The 22604-nt window shown below is 64.7% G+C and carries 23 protein-coding genes; 12 read left to right on the top strand and 11 right to left on the bottom strand.

Annotated elements, in window-relative coordinates; all coding sequences use genetic code 11:
- Positions 1–298 precede the first annotated feature (298 nt).
- A complete protein-coding gene (locus HNP52_RS10160) occupies positions 299–823 on the top strand; it encodes a hypothetical protein (RefSeq protein ID WP_184166341.1) in 525 nt (174 codons plus the stop codon).
- A gap of 40 nt (positions 824–863) precedes the next feature.
- Here the strand turns inward: HNP52_RS10160 and rpoD are convergent, their stop codons facing one another.
- The 3 genes from rpoD to HNP52_RS10145 form a co-directional block, all read right to left on the bottom strand.
- The gene (gene rpoD, locus HNP52_RS10155; RefSeq protein WP_184166338.1) at positions 864–2894 is read right to left on the bottom strand and encodes an RNA polymerase sigma factor RpoD; all 2031 of its coding nucleotides are present in this window, start codon (positions 2892–2894) and stop codon (positions 864–866) included.
- A 41-nt stretch (positions 2895–2935) separates the two neighbouring features.
- Positions 2936–4825, bottom strand: a complete 1890-nt coding sequence (gene dnaG / locus HNP52_RS10150; RefSeq protein ID WP_184166336.1) for a DNA primase — start codon at positions 4823–4825, stop codon at positions 2936–2938.
- A gap of 72 nt (positions 4826–4897) precedes the next feature.
- The gene (locus tag HNP52_RS10145) at positions 4898–5350 is read right to left on the bottom strand and encodes a GatB/YqeY domain-containing protein (protein ID WP_184166334.1); all 453 of its coding nucleotides are present in this window, start codon (positions 5348–5350) and stop codon (positions 4898–4900) included.
- Positions 5351–5477: 127 nt separating this feature from the next.
- Here HNP52_RS10145 and carA point away from each other — a divergent pair, with 127 nt between their 5' ends.
- The 5 genes from carA to HNP52_RS10120 all read left to right on the top strand — a co-directional run bounded on the left by carA (position 5478) and on the right by HNP52_RS10120 (position 11795).
- Positions 5478–6647, top strand: a complete 1170-nt coding sequence (gene carA / locus HNP52_RS10140) for a glutamine-hydrolyzing carbamoyl-phosphate synthase small subunit (protein ID WP_184166333.1) — start codon at positions 5478–5480, stop codon at positions 6645–6647.
- On the top strand, positions 6647–7021 hold the full coding sequence (locus tag HNP52_RS10135) for a hypothetical protein (protein ID WP_184166332.1): 375 nt from the start codon (positions 6647–6649) through the stop codon (positions 7019–7021). The genes carA and HNP52_RS10135 overlap by 1 nt, the downstream gene beginning before the upstream one ends.
- A gap of 105 nt (positions 7022–7126) precedes the next feature.
- Positions 7127–10456, top strand: coding sequence for a carbamoyl-phosphate synthase large subunit (carB, locus tag HNP52_RS10130; protein WP_184166331.1), 3330 nt, complete (start codon positions 7127–7129; stop codon positions 10454–10456).
- A gap of 203 nt (positions 10457–10659) precedes the next feature.
- Entirely contained in the window at positions 10660–11136 is a 477-nt protein-coding gene (greA, locus tag HNP52_RS10125; RefSeq protein WP_184166329.1) for a transcription elongation factor GreA, read from the top strand.
- 2 nt (positions 11137–11138) lie between these two features.
- Positions 11139–11795 carry a rhomboid family intramembrane serine protease gene (locus HNP52_RS10120; RefSeq protein ID WP_184166327.1) on the top strand — a complete coding sequence of 219 codons (657 nt, stop codon included), beginning with the start codon at positions 11139–11141 and terminating at the stop codon, positions 11793–11795.
- A gap of 43 nt (positions 11796–11838) precedes the next feature.
- On the opposite strand, the gene HNP52_RS10115 is transcribed toward HNP52_RS10120, so the two are convergent.
- From HNP52_RS10115 to HNP52_RS10095, 5 genes are all read right to left on the bottom strand, one after another.
- Entirely contained in the window at positions 11839–12057 is a 219-nt protein-coding gene (locus HNP52_RS10115; RefSeq protein WP_184166325.1) for a DUF4170 domain-containing protein, read from the bottom strand.
- A 61-nt stretch (positions 12058–12118) separates the two neighbouring features.
- Complete coding sequence (locus HNP52_RS10110; protein ID WP_184166322.1) at positions 12119–12439, bottom strand: hypothetical protein; 321 nt, start codon at positions 12437–12439, stop codon at positions 12119–12121.
- On the bottom strand, positions 12439–12774 hold the full coding sequence (locus tag HNP52_RS10105) for a DUF3618 domain-containing protein (protein ID WP_184166320.1): 336 nt from the start codon (positions 12772–12774) through the stop codon (positions 12439–12441). The genes HNP52_RS10110 and HNP52_RS10105 overlap by 1 nt, the downstream gene beginning before the upstream one ends.
- The gene (locus tag HNP52_RS10100) at positions 12771–13139 is read right to left on the bottom strand and encodes a phage holin family protein (protein ID WP_184166317.1); all 369 of its coding nucleotides are present in this window, start codon (positions 13137–13139) and stop codon (positions 12771–12773) included. Before HNP52_RS10100 ends, HNP52_RS10105 begins: the two co-directional genes overlap by 4 nt.
- Before the next feature lie 15 nt (positions 13140–13154).
- Complete coding sequence (locus HNP52_RS10095; RefSeq protein WP_184166314.1) at positions 13155–13628, bottom strand: hypothetical protein; 474 nt, start codon at positions 13626–13628, stop codon at positions 13155–13157.
- Positions 13629–13744: 116 nt separating this feature from the next.
- On the opposite strand from HNP52_RS10095, the gene eno reads away from it, so the two are divergent.
- The 6 genes from eno (at position 13745) to HNP52_RS10065 (ending at position 19344) form a co-directional block, all read left to right on the top strand.
- Entirely contained in the window at positions 13745–15022 is a 1278-nt protein-coding gene (gene eno, locus HNP52_RS10090; RefSeq protein WP_184166311.1) for a phosphopyruvate hydratase, read from the top strand.
- Between the two features lie 124 nt (positions 15023–15146).
- Positions 15147–15371 carry a DUF2188 domain-containing protein gene (locus HNP52_RS10085; protein ID WP_184166308.1) on the top strand — a complete coding sequence of 75 codons (225 nt, stop codon included), beginning with the start codon at positions 15147–15149 and terminating at the stop codon, positions 15369–15371.
- The gene (locus HNP52_RS22945; RefSeq protein ID WP_221416236.1) at positions 15368–15997 is read left to right on the top strand and encodes a hypothetical protein; all 630 of its coding nucleotides are present in this window, start codon (positions 15368–15370) and stop codon (positions 15995–15997) included. Before HNP52_RS10085 ends, HNP52_RS22945 begins: the two co-directional genes overlap by 4 nt.
- Before the next feature lie 86 nt (positions 15998–16083).
- A complete protein-coding gene (locus tag HNP52_RS10075; protein WP_184166305.1) occupies positions 16084–16431 on the top strand; it encodes a septum formation initiator family protein in 348 nt (115 codons plus the stop codon).
- Between the two features lie 458 nt (positions 16432–16889).
- Positions 16890–17936, top strand: coding sequence for a pyruvate dehydrogenase (acetyl-transferring) E1 component subunit alpha (gene pdhA, locus HNP52_RS10070; protein WP_184166302.1), 1047 nt, complete (start codon positions 16890–16892; stop codon positions 17934–17936).
- Between the two features lies 1 nt (position 17937).
- On the top strand, positions 17938–19344 hold the full coding sequence (locus tag HNP52_RS10065; protein ID WP_184166300.1) for a pyruvate dehydrogenase complex E1 component subunit beta: 1407 nt from the start codon (positions 17938–17940) through the stop codon (positions 19342–19344).
- A 102-nt stretch (positions 19345–19446) separates the two neighbouring features.
- On the opposite strand, the gene HNP52_RS10060 is transcribed toward HNP52_RS10065, so the two are convergent.
- The 3 genes from HNP52_RS10060 to HNP52_RS10050 are packed head-to-tail and all read right to left on the bottom strand — an operon-like array spanning position 19447 to position 22492.
- Complete coding sequence (locus tag HNP52_RS10060; RefSeq protein ID WP_184166297.1) at positions 19447–20148, bottom strand: TadE/TadG family type IV pilus assembly protein; 702 nt, start codon at positions 20146–20148, stop codon at positions 19447–19449.
- Positions 20145–20765: a TadE/TadG family type IV pilus assembly protein gene (locus HNP52_RS10055; RefSeq protein ID WP_184166294.1), complete on the bottom strand. Its 621-nt coding sequence runs from the start codon at positions 20763–20765 to the stop codon at positions 20145–20147. The genes HNP52_RS10060 and HNP52_RS10055 overlap by 4 nt, the downstream gene beginning before the upstream one ends.
- On the bottom strand, positions 20762–22492 hold the full coding sequence (locus HNP52_RS10050; RefSeq protein WP_184166291.1) for a pilus assembly protein TadG-related protein: 1731 nt from the start codon (positions 22490–22492) through the stop codon (positions 20762–20764). The genes HNP52_RS10055 and HNP52_RS10050 overlap by 4 nt, the downstream gene beginning before the upstream one ends.
- Between the last annotated feature and the right edge of the window lie 112 nt (positions 22493–22604).

Genomic DNA, 22604 nt, shown 5'->3' with positions numbered 1-22604 from the left:
AACAAATATCGTCGTCATCGAATAGTATTTACGTGCAGATTTCGAAGTTGCCGCGCGCAATGCATGCCGCAAACGGAAAGAGCGCGGCGGCGAGGCTGAACGCTCCCGCTGGCTTGTTCCCGACCCAGTCGCCATTCAAAGAGCATTTCCAAGAAATGCCCATATCCTTTCCGGAATACCTGCATGGTTAGGTCAAGAAATGGTCCTTGATACCTTAATGGATGGGGATGGATACCCGGAGGAATATGCCGTAAAATGTCAATCCGCGTGAATAGCTCACTACAAGGGGGAGTGATCTATGATCTGGAATATTCTGGTAGGAGATGCCGGGCCAAGGCCAGTCATCAGAAAGCTACTCATCGGCTTTCTTCTGGCGGTGGTCGGTTGCCTGGGAACGCTTGCAACGCAAGGACTTTCCAAGAACATTTACAACCATTTTCGTCCCTCGCCCCACCGATATCTTGAGGGGGCCTATTCCGGATATTGGGTCTGGACGGATCAGAACAATCGCAAGAGCTCGACCAGGGACACGGTATATTTCGAGTCGATCGAGGATGGTAAACTGATTGGCCGCGGGGTCGACCCGGCGCTTGGGAACTACAACTTCAAGGGTAGCGTGAAGACCCTCAGGAACAGGGTGCGGAATGCGCGCATCATCGCTGCCTATCTGAACGATGCGGGGACAGCGCAGCCCGCCCAGTCAGGCAGCTTCGAGCTTGAGGTGGCGCAATCGGATCCCGTGATCCTCAAGGGGAAATGGACGGGATTCCTGGACGGGGCCCGGATTTCAGGCACCGCGGTGTTGACCAAGGAACAGGAGTGAACGCGGGGCGGGCGATCGGCCCGCCCCGCGAAACTGGTCATTACTGGTCGAGGAACGACCGCATCTTGCGGCTGCGGCTCGGGTGCTTGAGCTTGCGCAGCGCCTTCGCTTCGATCTGACGGATGCGCTCGCGGGTAACCGAGAACTGCTGGCCGACTTCCTCGAGCGTGTGATCGGTGTTCATGCCGATGCCGAAGCGCATGCGCAGCACGCGCTCCTCACGCGGGGTGAGCGAGGCAAGGACGCGGGTGACCGTTTCCTTGAGGTTCGCCTGGATCGCGGCATCCACCGGGATCACGGCGTTCTTGTCCTCGATGAAGTCGCCCAGGTGGCTGTCTTCCTCGTCGCCGATCGGCGTTTCGAGCGAGATCGGCTCCTTGGCGATCTTCATCACCTTGCGCACCTTCTCGAGCGGCATGCTCAGGCGCTCGGCCATTTCCTCCGGCGTGGGCTCGCGGCCCTGCTCGTGGAGGAACTGGCGGCTGGTGCGGACCAGCTTGTTGATCGTCTCGATCATGTGGACCGGGATACGGATCGTGCGCGCCTGGTCGGCGATCGAGCGGGTGATCGCCTGGCGGATCCACCAGGTCGCATAGGTGCTGAACTTGTAGCCGCGGCGATATTCGAACTTATCGACCGCCTTCATCAGGCCAATATTGCCCTCCTGGATGAGATCCAGGAACTGCAGGCCGCGATTGGTGTACTTCTTGGCGATCGAGATCACGAGGCGGAGATTGGCCTCGACCATCTCCTTCTTCGCGATGCGTGCCTCGCGCTCGCCCTTCTGCACCATGTTCACGATGCGACGGAACTCGGCGAGCGCCATGCCGGTCGACTGCGAGATCTCCGAGACCTCGACGCGGATGCGATCGACCGAACCGGCCTCATTGGCCGCGAACGCCGCCCACTTCTTGTCGATGCCCTGGACCGACTGCAGCCACTGCTCGTCGAGCTCGTGATCGACATAGCGATCGAGGAAGTCCTTGCGACTGACCTTGTGGCGCTCGGCAAGGCGCAGCATCTGGCCGCCCAGCGCGGTGAGGCGCCGGTTGAAGCTGTAGAGCTGGTCGACGAGATATTCGATCTTCTGCTGGTGGAACTGGACCGACTCGACTTCGGCGGTCAGCTCCTCGCGCAGCTTCTGATACTTCTTCTCCTCCGAAGCGGCGAGTTCGCCGCCGGCAGCCATCGCATCGAGGCGCTGGAGCTGCATCTTGGAGAATTTCTTGTAGATCGACGTGATGTTGGCGAACTTCTCAAGCGCCTGCGGCTTGAGCGTCTCTTCCATCTGGGCGAGGCTGAGGGTGTTGTCCTCTTCCTCGTCGTCCGACTGCCGCGGGGTGCGGCGCTCGGTCATCGAGTCCTCATCGTCCTCGTCCTGGACTTCCTCGACTTCCTCTTCTTCCTTGAAGGAAGTGCCGGCGGTCTTCTCGCTGATCTCGCCCGAATCATCATCCTCGGCGCCTTCGACCTGCTCGGCCGAAGGACCCTTGGAGAGCATGGCGTCAAGATCGAGGATCTCGCGCAGCTGCATCGTGCCTTCGTTGAGCGCGTTCGACCAACCGATGATCGCGTTGAACGTGATCGGCGACTCGCACAGGCCCAGGATCATCGTGTCGCGGCCGGCCTCGATGCGCTTCGCGATCGCGATTTCGCCTTCGCGGCTGAGCAGCTCGACGGCGCCCATCTCGCGCAGGTACATGCGCACCGGATCGTCGGTCCGGTCGACGGTTTCCTTCTTCTTGGTCTCGAAGGCAGGGGCCGAATCGTCGCCGCTGTCGTTCGAATCAGCCTCGTCCTGGCTGTCGTCCTCGGGCTCGGCGTCCTCGCCGGCTTCCTCGTTCTCGACGACGTTGACGCCCATATCGTTGAGCGCCGCCATCACGTCCTCGATCTGCTCCGAGGACATCTGGTCCTGCGGAAGCATCTCGTTGAGCTGATCTACGGTGATGTAACCGCGCTTTTTGGCTCGCGCGACGAGCTTCTTGATCGACCCTTCGTTGAGATCGATCAGCGGCGCATCACCCGCTTCGCCGGTGTCGGTGACGTCCGCCATGTTCGCCTTGGCCATTCAAATCCTCGAAACTTGGATGGCGGCAATTATACGCCGCCCTAATCCTCGAAATCTTCTTCGTCCGCAAGCATCAGATTCGCGAGACGCGTTTCCAGCTCCTGCCGCTCCCGCAGCAACGCCGTCTGCCGCGCGAACGACTCATCGTCGAAACGCTCCAGCATCGCCGCCGTTGCCTCCGCCAGCGCCGCGTCCACCGCGGGCCGTGCCACCATCACTGCGATCGCCTCATTCAGGTCCTCGCGCGCCTTTCTTTCCTCGGCCTGGGGCCGGGTGAAGGAAAAGGGCAGGGTATCGGCCCGGAGCAGCTCGCTCGCCATCTGATCGAAACCGGACTTCGCCAATATGGTGAGTACTTTGCCCTGATCAAGCTGCCGGTCTTCGAGCGCGACGTCGACGACCGCCTCGAACAATTTGCCGAGCGCGCCCGATGCACCGCGAAGACTGCCGAGGACTTCCATGTGGCGGGCGATTTCGGCCGGATGACGGATCAACCCTGCGAGAACCGCCTTGGAGAGGATCGGGTCAAGCCCGCCGGCCTGGACCGCGCGGGTCTGCTGGGTGAGCGGCGGCTCGGGCGGGAGCCAGTTGCCGCGCTTGTCCCGCTTGCCGCGGGCCGGGGCAGGGCCCGCGCCGCCGCTGCGCCGGGGGCCGCTCTCGAAATTGCGCGGGCCGCGGCCGAAATGCGTGTCGGCACGCTCGCGGAACTCGGCGAGATATTCGTGCTTCACATTGGGGTCGCCGATCCCGCCGGCGAGTTCACCCAGGCGCCGCTTGAGGCCCGCGCGCTGCTCCGGCGTGTCGAGCGGCTCGGCGGCGAGTTCGCTTTCCCAGAGAAGATCGACCAGCGGCCGGGCCTTGCCGAGCAGCGCCTCGAACGCCTGCGGACCCTGGGCGCGGACCAGGTCGTCGGGGTCGAGCCCGTCGGGCAGGGTGACGAAGGCGAGGCTGCGGCCCGGCTCGAGCATCGGCATGGCGCGGTGGGCGGCGCGCAGCGCGGCCTTCTGGCCCGCCGAGTCGCCGTCGAAGCAGAGCAGGGGCACGTCGGCGATTCGCCACAGCCGCTCGAGCTGGTGCTCGGTCATCGCGGTGCCGAGCGGCGCCACCGCTTCGCCGAACCCGGCCTGGGCGAGCGCGATCACGTCCATATAGCCCTCGACCGCGATGACCCGCCCGGTCTTGCGCGCGGCCGCCTGAGCGCGGTCGAGATTGTAGAGCGTGCGGCCCTTGTCGAAGAGCGGCGTCTCCGGGGAATTCAGATATTTCGGCTCGCCCTCGCCGATGATCCGCCCGCCAAAGGCGATCGTACGACCACGCACGTCGCGGATCGGGATCATCAGGCGGCCGCGGAAGCGGTCGTACGGATCCTTCTTCTCCACCGAGATCAGCAGCCCGGCCTCGACCAGCATCGCATCGCCGTAGGTCTTCAGCGCTTCCTTCAGCCGCCCGCGCGAATCGGGGGAATAGCCGATGCCGAAGGTGCGCGCGGTCTCGTCGCTGATCCCGCGCTTCTTGAGTACCGCCCGTGCCTCGGCACCCTCGATCGCGCCCAGCTTCTCGACGAAGAACCTGGCCGCGTCCTCCATCGCCTCGTGCAGGCCCTTGGCGCGCTCGGCCTTCTCGGCGCTGCGGCGGTCCTGCTCGGGCATCTCCATGCCGGCGGCCTGGACCAGCTCCTTCACCGCATCGATGAAGGGCAGGCCGCGCTGGTCGGTCATCCAGCGGATCGCGTCGCCATGCGCGCCGCAGCCGAAGCAGTGGTAGAAGCCCTTGTCGTCGTTGACGTAGAAGCTCGGCGTCTTCTCGTTGTGGAACGGGCAGCAGGCGCGGAACTCACGCCCCGCCTTCTGGAGCTTGGTCGTCTTGGCGATCAGCCCGGACAGCAGGGTGCGGGCGCGGAGTTCGTCGAGAAAGGCGGGGGTAAGGGACACCCTGTCCCAATGCGCCCCGCCGCCCCGTCCCGCAAGCCGGGCGGGGTGTGGATAATGTGGGCTATCCCGCCCTCAGCCCAGCGCCGCCTTCACCAGCCCGCTCGCCTTGCTCATGTCGAGCGTCGTCGCGTGGCGCGCCTTGAGCTCGGCCATCACGCGGCCCATGTCCTTCATGCCGCTCGCGCCCAGCTCGGCCTTGATCGCCTCGATCGCCGCGGTCGTCTCTTCGTCGCTCATCTGGGCGGGGAGGAAGCGCTCGATCACCGCGACCTCGGCCTTCTCGTTGTCGGCCAGCTCCTGGCGGCCGCCCTTCTCGAACATCTCGATCGATTCGCGGCGCTGCTTGACCATCTTCTGCAGCACCTCGATCACCAGCGCGTCGTCGTCCATCTGGACCGACTTGGTGCGCTCCTCGATGTCGCGGTTCTTGATCGCGCTCTGGATCAGGCTGATCGCGCCGCGGGTCTCCTTGTCGCCGGCCTTCATGGCGGTGATCTGGGCGGCCTTGATATCGTCTCGGATCATTTCATCTCTCGTGAATCGGAATTTGAACCCGCAATAGACCCGCGAACCGGTTGACGCGAGGGGGGTAGGGGTCTAGCGGGCGGCACTTAGCGACATTGCTGCACCTCAAATGGAGAGCCACCCCTCAATGGCCGACGCCACGCCTACGCCCATGCCTGCCGGAGCTACCGGTGTTCTGGTTTTGGAGTCGGGGGACGTGATCTGGGGCCGTGGCTTTGGCGCCGAAGGCCAGGCCGTCGGCGAAGTGTGCTTCCACACCGCGATGACCGGCTATCAGGAGATCATGACTGATCCGTCGTTCGCGGGCCAGATCATCAACTTCACCTTCCCGCACATCGGCAATGTCGGCGCCAACCCCGACGATATCGAGGCCGACGATCCCCATGCGCTGGGCATGATCGTCCGCGAGGACGTCACCGAGCCGAGCAACTTCCGTTCGACCGAGCATCTCGATGCCTGGATGAAGAAGCATGCCCGCATCGGCCTGTCGGGCATCGACACCCGCGCGCTGACCCGCCGCATCCGCCTCGCCGGCGCGCCCAACGGCGTGATCGCGCATTCGGCCGAGGGCAAGTTCGACATCCCGCTGCTGCTCGAGATGGCGCGCGCCTGGCCGGGCCTTGAGGGCATGGACCTGGCGATCACCGTGACCGCCGAGACCCATTATGGCTGGGAAGGCGGCGTCTGGCGCCTCGGCTTCGGCTATGATGCAGGCGGCCAGGAGGACACGCGTCCGCATGTCGTCGCGCTCGACTATGGCTCGAAGCGCAACATCTTCCGCAACCTGGTCCAGGCCGGCGCCCAGGTGACCGTGCTGCCGGCACAGGCGACCTATGAGCAGATCATGTCGTTCAACCCGGACGGCTTCTTCCTGTCGAACGGCCCGGGCGATCCCGCCGCGACCGGCGAATATGCCGTGCCGGTGATCCGCCAGCTGCTCGAGACCGGCAAGCCGCTGTTCGGCATCTGCCTCGGCCACCAGCTGCTGGGCCTCGCTGTGGGTGCCGAGACCACCAAGATGTTCCAGGGCCATCGCGGCGCCAACCATCCGGTTAAGCGGCTGGAAGACGGCGCCGTGGAGATCACCAGCATGAACCACGGCTTCGCGGTCGAGCGCGAGACGCTGCCCGAGAACGCCCGCGAGACGCATGTGTCGCTGTTCGACGGCTCGAACGCGGGCATCGAGCTGACCGACCGCCCGGCATTCAGCGTGCAGTATCACCCCGAGGCGAGCCCGGGTCCGCAGGACAGCCTGTATCTGTTCGAGCGGTTCGTCGGGATGATCCGGGCGGCGTGATGGTGGGGAAAGCCCTCACCTCGGCCGATCGGTTCTTCATGGAGGCAGTCGACAGCGTCCCCGACGCTGACGGCCAGCGCGTGGATCTCACCACGCTCGCCAGCGAAGAAGGCTTTGGCGAGGTCGAGGCGAGCGCCAGGGCATGGGAAGCCGCGGGCTATGGCCGGCATGAGCGCGAGACCGGTGCCGGGCGCCTGTTCTTCGCCTTTTCCGAGGCCGGCTATGCCAAGGCCCGCAACCAGGCCGACCAGATGCACCAGGGCTCCGTCCGGCGCTGGCGCATGCCGACCATCGACGGCACTTCGGGCTGGCTGGCCGGCGGCGCGTTCCTGATCGCGCTGCTCTACAGCCTGATGACGTTTTTCTGGGGATGAGCTTGGACAGGGCTCTCCACTTCCACCATCACGACACTTCGGTGCCGTGGTGTCCGCAGGGCAGCATCGCTGCGCTTCCGATCCGATCGTTCTTGAAGGCCTGACATGCCAAAACGCACCGACATCTCCTCCATCCTCGTCATCGGTGCCGGTCCGATCGTGATCGGCCAGGCTTGCGAGTTCGACTATTCGGGCACGCAGGCGATCAAGGCGCTCAAGGAAGAGGGCTATCGCATCGTCCTGGTCAATTCGAACCCGGCGACGATCATGACCGATCCCGAGCTGGCCGACGCCACCTATGTCGAGCCGATCACGCCGGCGATCGTCGCCAAGATCATCGAGAAGGAGCGCCCCGATGCGGTGCTCCCCACGATGGGCGGCCAGACCGCGCTCAACACCGCGCTCGCGCTCGCCAATGACGGCACGCTGGAGAAGTTCGGCTGCATCATGATCGGCGCCGATGCCGAGGCGATCGACAAGGCCGAGGACCGGCTGAAGTTCAAGGACGCGATGACCAAGATCGGGCTCGAAAGCGCCCGCAGCCATATCGCGCATACCGAGGCCGAGGCCCTGGCCGGGCTCGAGCATGTCGGCCTGCCGGCGATCATCCGCCCCAGCTTCACCATGGGCGGTTCGGGTGGCGGCATCGCGTACAATCGCGAGGAATTCATCAACATCGTGCGGACCGGCCTCGACCTGTCGCCGACGACCGAGGTGCTGATCGAGGAATCGCTCCTCGGTTGGAAGGAATATGAGATGGAGGTTGTCCGCGATCGCAAGGACAACGCCATCATCGTGTGCAGCATCGAGAATGTCGATGCGATGGGCACGCACACGGGTGACTCGATCACCGTCGCCCCGGCGCTGACGCTGACCGACAAGGAATACCAGATCATGCGCAATGCATCGATCGCGGTTCTCCGGGAAATCGGCGTGGAAACCGGCGGTTCGAACGTGCAGTTCGCAGTGAATCCGAAGGACGGCCGCCTGATCGTCATCGAGATGAACCCGCGCGTATCGCGTTCCTCGGCGCTGGCGTCGAAGGCGACCGGCTTCCCGATCGCCAAGGTCGCGGCCAAGCTGGCGGTCGGCTACACGCTTGACGAGATCGACAACGACATCACCGGCGCCACCCCGGCGTCGTTCGAGCCGACGATCGATTACATTGTCACCAAGATCCCGCGCTTCGCCTTCGAGAAGTTCAAGGGCGCCGAAGCGACGCTCGGCACCGCGATGAAGTCGGTCGGCGAAGTCATGGCGATCGGTCGCAGCATCCACGAATCGATGCAGAAGGCGCTGCGCGGCCTGGAGACCGGTCTTTCGGGCTTCAACAATGTCGACAAGCTCGCCGGCGCGCCGCGCGACGAGATCGAGGCCGCGCTGGCGATCCGTTCGCCCGACCGGCTGCTGATCGCCGCCCAGGCGCTGCGCGAGGGCTTCACCGTGCGCGAAGTCTGCGCGATCGGTCAGTACGACCCGTGGTTCATGGAGCGCCTGGCCGAGATCATCGCGGCCGAGGCCGAAGTGATGGAGCAGGGCCTGCCCCAGGATGTCGCCGGCATGCGCCGCCTCAAGGCGATGGGCTTCAGCGACAAGCGCCTGGCCTTCCTCGCGCTCAAGTCGGCGAACCTGCGCTCGGGCACCGATGCGATGGCGAAGAGCTCGGGCCTGATCGGCGAAGTCGTCAAGGCGATGACCGGCGGCGTGACCGAGAATGATGTGCGCGCTCACCGCCACAAGCTGGGCGTCCGCCCGGTGTTCAAGCGGATCGACACCTGCGCGGCCGAATTCGAGGCGAAGACGCCGTACATGTACTCGACCTATGAGGCGCCGAGCTTCGGCGAGCCCGAGAACGAGGCGGCCCCGAGCGACCGCAAGAAGATCGTGATCCTGGGCGGCGGTCCCAACCGCATCGGCCAGGGCATCGAGTTCGACTATTGCTGCTGCCATGCCTGCTTCGCGCTGGCGGATGCCGGCTATGAGACGATCATGGTCAACTGCAACCCGGAGACGGTGAGCACCGACTATGACACCTCGGACCGCCTCTATTTCGAGCCGCTGACCGCCGAGGACGTGCTGGAGATCCTGCATGTCGAGAAGTCGAAGGGCGAGCTGGTCGGCGTGATCGTCCAGTTCGGCGGCCAGACCCCGCTCAACCTCGCCAAGGCGCTCGAAGATGCCGGGATCCCGATCCTCGGCACCTCGCCCGACGCGATCGACCTCGCCGAGGATCGCGAGCGCTTCGCCGACCTGGTCGAGAAGCTCGGCCTCAAGCAGCCGGCCAACGGCCTTGCCCGCACCCGTGACGAAGCGGTGAAGATCGCCGAGCGGATCGGCTATCCGGTGCTGATGCGCCCGTCCTATGTGCTCGGTGGCCGCGCGATGGAGATCGTCGACTCCACCCAGCAGCTCGACGACTATATCCAGACCGCGGTGCAGGTCTCGGGCGATAGCCCGGTTCTCATCGACCAGTATCTGCGCGACGCCGTCGAGGTGGACGTGGACGCGATCGCCGACGGCACCGATGTGGTCGTCGCGGGCGTGCTCCAGCATATCGAGGAAGCCGGCGTCCATTCGGGCGACAGCGCCTGCTCGATCCCGCCCTACAGCCTGCCGGCCGAGATCATCGCCGAGATCGAGCGCCAGACCGATGCGCTGGCGCGCGCGCTCAAGGTCAAGGGCCTGATGAACATCCAGTTCGCGGTGAAGGACGGCGAGGTCTACCTGATCGAGGTCAACCCGCGCGCCTCGCGCACCGTGCCGTTCGTCGCCAAGGCGATCGGCGCGCCGGTGGCGAAGATCGCGAGCCGCGTCATGGCGGGCGAAAAGCTGGCCGATCTGCCGAAGATCGATCGCGACATCGACTATATCGCGGTCAAGGAAGCCGTCTTCCCGTTCAACAAGTTCCCCGGCGTCGATCCGGTGCTGAGCCCCGAGATGAAGTCGACCGGCGAAGTCATGGGTATCGACCTCGATTTCGCGACCAGCTTCGCCAAGGCGCAGCTGGGGGCGGGGACGGTGCTGCCCAGCACGGGCCGCCTGTTCGTCAGCGTCAAGGATACCGACAAGCCGGTGGTCCTGCCGGGCGTGCAGCTGCTCGCCGCGATGGGCTTCACCATCGTCGCCACCGGCGGCACCGCGGACTATCTCGAGGCCGAGGGCATCGCGGTGGAGCGCGTCAACAAGGTCGCGCAGGGCCGTCCGCACATCGTCGATCGTATCCTCGACGGCGATATCGCGCTGATCTTCAACACCACCGAAGGCTGGCAGTCGCTCAAGGACTCGTCGGACATCCGCCGCTCGGCGCTCAACCTCAAGATCCCGTACTTCACCACGGCGCAGGCAAGCGTCGCGGCGGCGCGGGCAATCGAGGCGCTGTCGAAGCACAGCCTGGACGTGCGGCCGCTGCAGGACTTCTACGCCTCGCGCGGCTGATCGATAATGTTGCTCCCCGGCAGGGTCTGGGGAGCATTATTATCGCAGCTTCCACAGCGACGTAACTTTCCTAGCCTTGCAGTGCGGCATTGGCAGGCTTATTATTCGCGTTCGCACAATTGATCTCCCCCATTCAGTATCCATGTGCGGGCGTCTCCATCCGGAGGCGCTTGTGGGACGGGGCGTTTTGAAGGACTTGGTGGATGGCGACGGTCGATAAGATGCCGATGCTTCAGGAAGGCTATGAGAAGCTGACCGCGGAGCTGAAGCGCCTCAAAATCGAGCGCCCGCTGATCGTGGATGCGATCGAGGAGGCGCGCGCGCATGGCGATCTCTCGGAAAACGCCGAATATCATGCCGCCAAGGAGCAGCAGGGCCAGAACGAGGCCACGATCGCCGATATCGAAGGCAAGCTGAGCCGCGCCCAGATCATCGATCCGAAGGAGCTTTCGGGCGACAAGGTCGTGTTCGGCGCGACGGTGACGCTGCTCGACGAGGACGACAAGCCGCTCAAGTACCAGATCGTCGGCGAGACCGAGGCGGATGTGAACAAGGGCCGCATCTCGTACAACTCGCCGATCGGCCGCGCGCTGATCGGGCGCAAGGTGGACGAGGAAGTCGAGGTCTCGGTGCCCGCCGGCGACCGCTATTATCTGGTGTCCAAGATCGAATTCATCTGAGCGTGAAGTTTCGTGACTTCCCCGCGACGATCCTGATTTCGGCGATCACGGCGCTGGTTGGCGCCGTGATCCTGATCACCGGCAATCTGCAGGAAGCCGCGGTGCTCGGCGGGTTCATCCCGGCGCGGGCCGGTGCGGAGCTGTTCACCCCGGGCACCCCGGCGGTACCCGCGATCCTCACGCCGCTGACGACGCTGTTCATCCATGTCAGCGCGCTGCAGATCTTCTTCAACGTGCTGATCCTGGTGATCACCGGGCAGAAGACCGAGCAGGTGATCGGCTGGCCGCAGTTCCTGCTGCTCTACGTCATCGGCGCCTTCGCGTCGGCCGGGGTCTATTATCTGCTGACCCCCGATGCGCTGTGGCCGCTGCTCGGCATGAACGGCGCGGTGTCGGCGGTGCTGGGTGCCTATGCGCTGCTCTACGGGCAGCCGCGCACTGCGGCGGTGGGCCCGTTCTCGGCAAGGACCGTTCACGTCGCCTGGCTCGCCGCGGCCTGGGCGGTAATCTCGATTTTGACCGGTTTGCTGCAGCCGACGCCCCAGGGCGTCTCTCTCTTCGAATCCCTCGCCTGGAGCGCCGCGGCTCCCATAGGCGGATTCCTGGCGGGGCTGGCAGCTGCGCGCCCGCTGTTCATGTGGCACTGGCGCAAGGCCTGACCCGCCATCCCCGCATCGGCGGGGACAGCGGTCCGGGATAGGCTCAGGCCTCGAGATCGGGCTCGAGCAGGCGGTGGAGATGGACCACCACATAGCGCATCTCGGCATCGTCCACCGTGCGCTGGGCTGCGCTGCGCCAGGCATTTTCCGCCGCGGCATAGTCGGGGAAGATGCCGACCACGTCCAGCTTGGTGGGATCGACGAAATCAAGCGTCATCGGGTCGGTCACGCGACCGCCGAAGACGAGGTGCAGTTTGCTCATTGGGCCTCCGAAAAACACTTTATGGTTTTATAGAGGCCCTTAGGAAGCAGGCGCGCCGGCCTCAAGCCTTTTGCGCTGCATCCCTGGCTGCATCCAGCACATTCCCGAACAGCGCACCGACGCGATTTTTTGCCTCGTCGCGGCCGGGGAGGAGGGATTCGATCTCGGCTCGGCCGGCTTCCTTGACCGCGGCAACCGTGCCCGTAACCCTGCCTGCGAGCTGCTTTCCGGTGGCATCGAGCAGCTCGCGCTCCTTCTGCGAGCGCGGGACCAGCATGCCGATCACCACGCCGAGCGCGATGCCGCCGGCGACCAGCGCATAGGGATTGGACGCAAGGCTCTCGCCGGCGCCCTGCTTCTCGTTCGCGGGATTGGTGCTCATCACGAGGATCCTTCTTTCTTGCCTTTACGCTTCAAACCCGTGGCCGGGTCGCGAGTTTCATGCCTTTTCGCCAGGATGTCGCCGATCCAGCCGCGCGCCATCACCAGCCCAATCGTCGCCACGACGCCCGCAGCGGCCAGAGGACGGCTGCGCACCGCCTCGGCACCCTTGCGCGCCACGCTGGCGACGCCCTGCGCCGCGCTCTCCACCGCATCCTGCGCCAGGTTCGACGGGCTCAGCCGTGACTGGACCTGGCCGAGCGTGCCGAACAAAGCCGCCCGGGCCTCCGCGATCCGAGCCCGCGCCGCCTCGACATCATGCGGGTTCTCGCTCACGGCTTTTCCTTGAAGATACGCTTCACATGCGTCCAGGCGAGCCAGCCCATCAGGCCCGAGATCGCCAGGAACACGCTCACCACGATCAGCGTCGCGAAGCCGGGCCCGACCAGCGGCGCCAGCGTGAGGACCAGCCCCATCACCAGCGCCACCGCAGCGGCGAAGGCCAGCGCGATCGCCACCGCGCCCATCCACAGCATCGAGCGCGCATCGCGCAGCTTGGAACGCAGCAGGGTGCGATAGAAGCCGATCTCGGCATCGGCATAGGCACGGCCGTTATCGACGAGCTGCTGGAGCAACTCGCCGATGCTGGGCTCGCCCGCCGGCGCACCGGGCGGCGGCAGTTCAGGCTTTGGTTCGTCCACCCCCCGTCAGGCCCCTCAGGCCTTGTCGGACGGGGTTTCGGGCGCGTCGCCGGCGTCGGACGCCGCATCGATGCCCGACTTGATGATCCGCGCCAGCACGAAGCCCAGGCCCGCCGCGACGCCGACCGCCACCGCGGGGCTCTTGCGGACGAACGCCGTCACGTCGTCGATCAGATCGTCGACTTCCTTGCCGCGCAGATTGTCGGCGAAGCCGGCGATGCCGTCCGCCGCCGAGCGCGCGTACTTGCCGTACTGCTCGCCGAGTCGTTCATCGACGTCAGCCGCGGCCGACTGCATCATCTTGGCGACCTCATCGAGCGCGCCGGTGGCCTTTTCCTTGCCTTCGCCGGCAAAGGCCCGTGCGCGCTCCGCCGCCTGGGTGCCCAGCTCATTCGCCTTTTCGCGGATCGTATCGCCGGCGTTGCGCTTCGCCTCGGCGGTGGTTTCCGCCGCGCCCTCGATCACTTCGCCCGTCGTTTCGTCAGCCATGCCAAAAACCCTCCATGCCTTTTGCGAAACAACAACGGCCACGTTTGCGAGTTCCATCAGTAGCCGTTAGAGGCCGCGTCGCGCCCTCATTACCCCATATCTAGGGAGACCGTTTCGTGACCGCAATCATCGACGTCCATGCTCGCCAAATCCTCGACAGCCGGGGCAACCCCACCGTCGAAGTCGACGTGATGCTGGAGGACGGCAGCTTCGGCCGCGCCGCAGTTCCCTCGGGCGCCTCGACCGGCGCGCATGAAGCCGTGGAACTGCGCGACGGCGACAAGTCGCGCTGGCTCGGCAAGGGTGTCGACAAGGCAGTCGAGAACGTCAACGGCGAGATCTTCGAGGAAGTCGTCGGCATGGAAGCCGAGGACCAGGCCGATCTCGACACCGCGATGATCGAGCTGGACGGCACCGAGAACAAGGGCCGGCTGGGCGCCAACGCCATCCTGGGCGTGAGCCTTGCCGCAGCCAAGGCCGCAGCCGACGCGCGCGGCCTGCCGCTCTATCGCTATGTCGGCGGCGTCAACGCCCATGTGCTGCCGGTGCCGATGATGAACATCATCAACGGCGGCGAGCATGCCGACAACCCGATCGACTTCCAGGAATTCATGATCGTGCCGGTGGGCGCGGAGAATATCGTCGAGGCCGTGCGCTGCGGCTCGGAGATCTTCCACACGCTCAAGAAGAAGCTGCACGAGAAGGGCCTGGCCACCGGCGTGGGCGACGAGGGCGGCTTCGCGCCGAACATCGCCAGCACCACCGAGGCGCTGGACTTCATCATGAGCTCGATCGAAGCCGCCGGCTACAAGCCGGGCGACGACGTGATGCTCGCGCTCGACTGCGCTGCCACCGAATATTTCAAGGACGGCGCCTACAAGATGGTGGGCGAGGGCAAGACCTTCTCCTCGCTCGAGAACGCCGACTTCCTCGCCGGGCTGGCCGCCAAGTACCCGATCTTCTCGATCGAGGACGGCATGGCCGAGGACGATTGGGAAGGTTGGAAGGCGCTGACCGAGAAGCTGGGCGGCAAGGTCCAGCTGGTGGGCGACGACCTGTTCGTGACCAACCCGAAGCGCCTGGCGCGCGGCATCGAGGGCGGCTACGCCAACTCGCTGCTGGTGAAGGTCAACCAGATCGGCACGCTGACCGAGACGCTGGAAGCGGTGAGCCTGGCGCAGCGCTCGTCCTACACCGCGGTGATGTCGCACCGCTCGGGCGAGACCGAGGACGCGACGATCGCCGACCTGGCGGTCGCCACCAACTGCGGCCAGATCAAGACGGGCTCGCTGGCGCGCTCGGACCGGCTTGCCAAGTACAACCAGCTGATCCGGATTGAGGAGGAGCTGGGCGACGCTGCGGTTTATGCCGGACGGAGCGTGCTGAAGAAGTAAGCCTTGGTTCTGCCCCTCCTGCCTTCGGGCGGGAGGGGTTGAACGCGCTGCCATGCTCAAACGAAACTCTAGGCGAGAGTGTCTCAGTAGACTATATGCGATGTAGGAAACCGAGGATTTTTCGATGTCCAGAAAAGGGCAGCACGTTGTCCCGTCAGCTAGCGGGTGGAGCGTCAAAAAAGCAGGTTCGACACGTGCTTCGAGCAACCATGCGACGCAAAAAGAGGCTGTTGCGGCCGCCACGCAAATTGCGCGCAATCAGCGGACGGAGCTTTACATTCATGGGCGTGATGGACGCATTCGTGAACGGAACTCCTATGGCAACGACCCCCACCCGCCGAAGGGATGACTACCCCACCCTTTGATCGGTCGGTTTTCGTCAACTGCCCGTTCGATGAAGAGTTTGCACCTCTTCTTCAGGCTATTGCCTTTTGCATTACGAATCTTGGATTTTTTCCGCGCCTCGCTCCGGAGAATGCCGACAACGCTGCAAACAGGCTGGATCGGATAGTTGAACTCATCCGCGGGTCGAAGTTCGGTATCCACGACCTGAGTCGGTGCAAGTCCGCTGCTGCGGACGAGTATGCCCGCTTGAACATGCCATTTGAACTGGGCCTCGATCACGCTTGCGCACGGTTTGGCGGTGATCAGATGAGTCAGAAGACGATTCTGATTTTGGAAGAGACGCGATACGACTATCAAAAAAGTCTTTCCGACATTTCAGGATGGGATATCCAAACCCACGAAGCTGACTACGTAAAGATAGTTCGAATTATTTCGAGCTGGCTGATTAGTCACGCCGGAGCCGACCCGATCGGGCCTAGTAAAATTCAGGGAGATTATTTGACCTTCCAAGAATGGTACTGGGAGCGTGAGTTGGATCGGGGTGCTTCCGATGACGACATCAAAGCTTATCCAACCGCGCAATTCATCGCCGCAATGCGTGAGTGGGTAGAGGCGGGTAGACCAGACTAAGGATTGAGTTAGGCCTTCGCATATTCGTCGGCCTCCGCACCAATACGGGCCTTGCGCCCGGGGCGTGGTTAAGCGAAAAACACCATATGCGATCGCGTGCTGCTTCTCCGTTCCAGACCCTTTTGCGCCGGGCCGGGCTGCCGGCGGTGACGCTGATCGCCATCGGCTTTTTCGGCTATAACGCCGTGCTCGGGCCTACCGGCGTGATGCAGACCAAGCTGATCAAGGCCGAGTACGACCAGAAGCAGGCCGATTATGCCGCGCTCGACAAGCAGCGCGCCGCGCTGAAGAACCGCGTCGAGCTGCTCGACCAGAAGCGCGGGGTCGATCCCGACCTGGCCGACGAGCTGGCGCGCAAGCAGCTCAATGTGGTGCGGCCGGACGAGGTGGTCATTCCGCTGCAGAAGCATGGAGCGGGGACTACCGGGCGGTAATCTTTTTTATTCCCCTCCCTGCAAAGCGAGGGGCCAAGGGTGGGTTAGAACAAGGCCGGGCTCGATGCCCGGCCTTTTCTTTTTCGATGCCGTCTCGCTGGGCGCCCCCGGAAGACCAGGGGCGCAACCCACCCCCGACCCCTCCCTTGCAGGGAGGGGAGTAGGAAGGGCGGGAGCCTCTCGAACGACATTGCAGCTGGGCCCCGGCCTTCGCCGGGGAACCAGTTGGGCGAGCGGGTAGGGGCGGGCGAACCGCGCGCTGTGGCCTCCGCTCTCCTACGCCGCAGCGCCCCTAAATCATGCTGCATTGCAACTTTCGCAACTCGCATCTCTGGTTGCAGAGAGTGCAATTGCCGTTGCGTCAGTGGCACGGCACGCGAAACCGCGCGTTGTTGCGCGGCGGGCGAAAACGCGCTTATAGGCACCCGCCTTTCCCCCTCCCCGGACGAGGATTTCCTGTGGCCAAAGCACCGGCACGCAAAACGACTGAACCCGCAAAGACCAACCGCGAGCGGCCCGAAGAGCCCAAGCGGTTCGAGGCTTCGAAGGAGCAGCTGCTCGAATTCTACAAGCAGATGCTGCTGATCCGCCGCTTCGAGGAGAAGGCCGGCCAGCTCTATGGCCTCGGCTTCATCGGCGGCTTCTGCCACCTCTATATCGGCCAGGAAGCCGTTGCGGTCGGCCTGCAGTCCGCGCTCGACGGCGAGAAGGACTCGGTGATCACCGGCTATCGCGACCATGGCCACATGCTCGCATACGGCATCGATCCCAAGGTCATCATGGCCGAGCTGACCGGTCGCGCGGCGGGCATCAGCCGCGGCAAGGGCGGCTCGATGCACATGTTCTCGACCGAGAAGAAGTTCTACGGCGGCCACGGCATCGTCGGCGCGCAGGTCGCGCTCGGCACCGGCCTGGCGTTCGCGCACAAGTATAACGAGGATGGTGGCGTCGCCATGGCCTATTTCGGCGATGGTGCGTCGAACCAGGGCCAGGTCTACGAATCGTTCAACATGGCCGAGCTGTGGAAGCTTCCGATCATCTATGTGATCGAGAACAACCAGTATGCCATGGGCACCTCGGTCAACCGCTCGTCGTCGGAAGATCAGCTCTATCGCCGCGGCGAGAGCTTCCGCATCCCCGGCATCCAGGTGGACGGCATGGACGTGCTCGCCTGCCGCGGTGCCGCCGAGGAAGCGCTGGCCTGGGTCCGCGCGGGCAAGGGCCCGATCATCCTCGAGATGAAGACCTACCGGTACCGTGGTCACTCGATGTCGGATCCCGCCAAGTACCGTTCGCGCGAGGAAGTGCAGTCGGTCCGCGACAAGTCGGATCCGATCGAGCAGGTCAAGCGCGAGCTCGAGGACATGAAGGTCACCGAGGCCGAGCTGAAGGCGATCGAGGCCGAGATCCGCAAGGTGGTGAACGAGTCTGCCGACTTCGCCGAGCAGACGCCCGAGCCCGATGCTTCCGAACTGTATACCGACGTGCTGGTGGAGTCCTACTGAGATGGCGATCGAACTGAAGATGCCGGCGCTGTCGCCCACCATGGAGGAGGGCACGCTCGCCAAGTGGCTCGTCAAGGAAGGCGACACGGTGAAGTCGGGGGACATCCTGGCGGAGATCGAGACCGACAAGGCCACGATGGAGTTCGAGGCGGTCGACGAGGGCACGATCGCCAAGATCTTGGTCGCCGAGGGCACCGACAATGTGAAGGTCGGCACCGTGATCGCGACGATCGCGGGCGAGGGTGAGGATGCCTCCGCGGCTCCGGCTCCTGCCGCTGCACCGGCCCCGACGCCTGCGCCTGCCGCGGCCGAGCCGGCTGCCGGCGAGGATGGCGGCCCGAAAAAGGCCGACAGCGGCACCAAGCAGCTCGCCAGCGAGAAGGCCGCCACGGTCCAGGACCCGGCGATCCCCGAGGGCACCGAGATGGTCAAGGTGACTGTCCGCGAGGCGCTGCGCGACGCGATGGCCGAGGAGATGCGCAAGGATCCGCGTGTCTTCGTGATGGGCGAGGAAGTCGCCGAGTACCAGGGCGCCTACAAGGTGACCCAGGGCCTGCTCGAGGAGTTCGGGCCGAAGCGCGTCATCGACACGCCGATCACCGAGTACGGCTTTGCCGGCCTGGGTGCGGGCGCGGCGATGGGCGGGCTCAAGCCGGTCATCGAGTTCATGACCTTCAACTTCGCGATGCAGGCGATCGACCACATCGTGAACTCGGCGGCCAAGACCAACTACATGTCCGGCGGCCAGATGCGCTGCCCGATCGTGTTCCGTGGTCCGAACGGCGCGGCGAGCCGCGTCGGTGCGCAGCACTCGCAGAACTATGGCCCGTGGTATGCCAGCGTCCCCGGCCTGATCGTGATCGCCCCCTATGACGCGCAGGACGCCAAGGGCCTGCTCAAGGCGGCGATCCGCTCGGAAGACCCGGTCGTGTTCCTCGAGAACGAGCTGATGTACGGCCGTCACTTCGAGATCCCGCAGCTCGACGATTATGTCCTGCCGATCGGCAAGGCGCGTATCGTCCGCTCGGGCAAGGACGTGACGATCGTCAGCTACTCGATCGGCGTGGGCGTTGCCCTGGAAGCCGCCGAGACGCTGGCGGGCGAGGGCATCGACGCCGAAGTGGTCGACCTGCGCACGCTGCGCCCGCTCGACACGGCGACGGTGCTCGAGAGCCTGAAGAAGACCAACCGCCTGGTGGTGGTCGAGGAAGGCTGGCCGGTCTGCTCGATCGCGTCGGAAATCGCCGCGGTCGTGATGGAGCAGGGCTTCGATGACCTCGACGCGCCGGTGCTGCGCGTGACCAACGAGGACGTGCCGCTGCCTTACGCGGCGAACCTCGAGAAGCTGGCGCTGATCACCGCCGACAAGGTGGTCGCGGCAGTGAAGAAGGTCACCTATCGCGGCTGATCCGCTGCGAAACGAACACGGAAAAGGCCGGGGGAGACCCCGGCCTTTTCTTTTGCCTGCCCGGTCGAGGGAGAACGACCGGCAGGCGCGAAGCGGTGATGCCTAGGTTTCGAGATAGGCCTGGCCGGCGGAACACATCGAGGGGCTGACGCCGCTCACCTTGTAGATGCCGCGCGGATGCGTCGCCGCGCTGCCCAGATTGCTGTCGTCGGTGGTATCGCGGCGATCGCGTACCATCATCGAGGCGATCTCGTTCATCTCGCTGGTGGGAGAGAGCGAGGTCTTGATCAGCGGCGTGTACTGGAAGCGCACCTCGACGAACATGGTCACGCCATTGTCCGGCGCGGCGACCTGACGGGTCGAAGGGCCGACCCCCGCGAGGTTCTTGTCGCCCTGTGCGCCATAGGTCGAGCTCAGCGCGGTCTTGCTGCCCTGGCAGCGCTGCCAGCGGATGCGAGACTTGCCGGTGTTGGTGGGATCCGGCTCGATGCTCGAAATGGTCACGCGGCCATTGGTGAGCAGCTTGAGCTCGCCAGACTGCATGTCCGCGCCGGTGAGCAGGTCGTTGATGTCGGCCTCGCTGATCGTCTTGGCCTGGAGCTGGGTGCCCGAGCCAATACGCGCGGCATTGTCCGCCAGGTGGAGCGCGATCTGGCTCACCCGCATCTTGGTGATGATATAGTTGGTGAGCTCCGCCCCGGTGAGGCTGAGCGTCAGCACGATCGGCAGCGAGAAGGCGAATTCGAGCAGCGCAACGCCGCTCTTGTCGTCCCGCAAGCGCCGGAGCAGGGGCAGGCGGCTCATGGACAGTTCCTCACGGTCGGAGCGCCCTGATCGCCATAGGGCTGGTTGCGCAGCACGGTGGAGGCCGTGACCGTGGTCTGGTTCGAGCCGCCGATGATCCGGTAGATCGGGAAGAAGCGCGGATAGCTGACCGACACGGTGTAGACCACGGCATCCTTGGCGCCGCCCGCGCCAGTGTTGCCGCCGCTCGCATCCCATCTGCTGTTGCCGTTATTATCCTCGTACAGTTCACCCGGCGTGCCGCCCGAAGGACCGTCGCAGGTGCCGTTGCCATTGGTATCGGTGAACGGCTCGAACTTCGCCGCGGCGGCATTGCTGAACGTGCGATACCATTTGCGGGTGATCGTCACCGTCCCGTTGTTTGCAAGCGCCTTTGCCTGGCCGGTGACCTTGGCATCGAGCGTTGCCTGGGTGTTGGCGTCGAGGCCGCTTTCCAGCGTGGAGTCGCGGGCGACCTTCTGGACGACGCCTTGCAGCGCCGCGCGCATGTAGAGCGTGTGCGCCACGTCGAAGGCGCCGAGCAGCAGGATGCCCATCACCGGGGCGATCATCGCGAACTCGACGATCGTGGCGCCGCGCTCGTCCCGGACAAGACGGGGAAGGGGACGCCGGATCATTTGGTGAGCCTCAGCTGCGAAATCTGGTCCGCGATCGAGCGGAACTTGGCCTGGAGATCGGCGGAGTCCGTCGCCTTGAAATAGCGGCCGGTGGTGGCGCAGGTCTTCAGCCGGCTCTCGGTGGTGGTGGCGAGGTTGCCGAAGGCGATCACCCACAGCGTGATCTTGCTGTTCTTCACCGCTTCGCAGAGAGCCGTGTAGCGGGCATTGACCTGGGTGGTGAGCGTGCCGGTGTCGGTGCAGCCATCGGTCGGAGCCGACGAAGCGTCGGTGGTACGACGATCGAACCAGGACACGCCATAGGCAGTATAGTTGTCGGTGCCGGTGCAGGTGTCACCGTCGGTCATGAAGATCAGGTGGCGCTCGATCTCGCCGCCCTGCGGGGTATAGGCGTTCTCCGACTTGAAGATGCCGGTGGGCGAGAGCAGCCGGGCGCCCCAGAGCAGGCCGATGTCGTGATAGGTGTTGCCCTCGGGCGTGAGGCTGTCGACATAATCGTCGAAATCGCTCGCGGTCCATGCCTGGAGCTTCTTCGCCACCGTCGGGCAGGCGTAGTAGGAGGTGTTGTTGTAGATCGCGTCGGTGTTGTTCACTGCCGCCAGATCATAGCTGCCGCCGTTGCGCGCGCCGGTCTTGCGCGTGAAGATCATGCCGGGAAGGGCCGGCCCCCAGCGGGTGGCATCGGAATCCGGCACCGCGTCGATATCGAGGTCCTTGGCACCGCTCGGGATCGGCTGATAGCTGGACTGGCGCACGGTGGTGCGCTCCTCGATGCAACCGTCCCAGCTCAGCGTGGTCTGCGCACCGCCCGAGCCGATCGGCAGGGTGAAGCTGGCATTCCAGTTGGTGCCGTTCTTCAGGCCCGAGATCGTCTGGCTGAGCGCGCCATAGTTCCACTTGGCGGCGGTGCCCGACCAGTTGCGGTAGCGATAGGTGCAGTTGCCCCAGCGATCGCGGCTGTCGATCGTGTACTGGCGCGATTCGGTGTCTTCCGGGATGTTGCTGCACGAGGTGGACTGCTGATTGGTCCAGTTGCCCCAGCTGCCCGAGGGCGTGTTGGCGAGCTTGCGCGTCTGGTAGGTCCAGCTGTCCGGCATCCACTCGGTCTTGAGCAGGCGGCCGACATTGACGTTGGTGGCATAGGGCACGAACCCGAAGCGGATCTGCACCTGGTTGCCGGTGCCGCCGCTCGGCGCGCCGCCCGAGCAGGTCGCGTCGGTATCGAGGCGGGCGACGATCTCGTAGAAGCACTTCACCGCCGTCTTCAGGCCGGTGATCTTCTTGGTGCCGGCGCCGTCGTCCTGGTCCATCGAGCCCGTGGTATCGAGCACGAACATCACATCGGTGTTGGGCAGGCGCATTTCGGCGTCGCAGGTGACGCTGAGCGTCTCGGAGGTCTTGCCGAAGATGCGCATCAGCGTCATCGGCAGCACCGCCGACGCGGTGCCGCTCACCTTGCCGGCATTCTCGCTGAACGTCTTGGTGATGGTGCCCGCGCCATAGGCATCCTTGTTGTAGTTCGCGTCGAAATAGTTCTTCGCGGTGACTTCAGGGAAGTTGGCGGTGCCGTTGACGGTCTGCGACCAGGTGCCGCCGCCCATCGTCTTGCGGCCGGCGAGCGCGCCAGCGTCGCATGCATGTTGCAGACGCGTCTTGACGATGTACATGCGGCTGATGTCGATGCCGCCGCCCACCATGCCCGCCAGCGGGATCAGCGCGATTGCCATGATGGCAAGCGTGTTCGCACGCGTATCGCGCGCCAGCGCGCCCAGAAAAGCGCGTATGGAACCACCCGCATTCGGCCGGCCGTCACTCATTTTTGGGCCCCTCATCCCCCAA

This window comes from Sphingomonas kyeonggiensis (assembly GCF_014204495.1).
Lineage (GTDB): Bacteria > Pseudomonadota > Alphaproteobacteria > Sphingomonadales > Sphingomonadaceae > Sphingomonas > Sphingomonas kyeonggiensis_A.
This window is presented reverse-complemented; position numbering and strand designations above follow the sequence as displayed.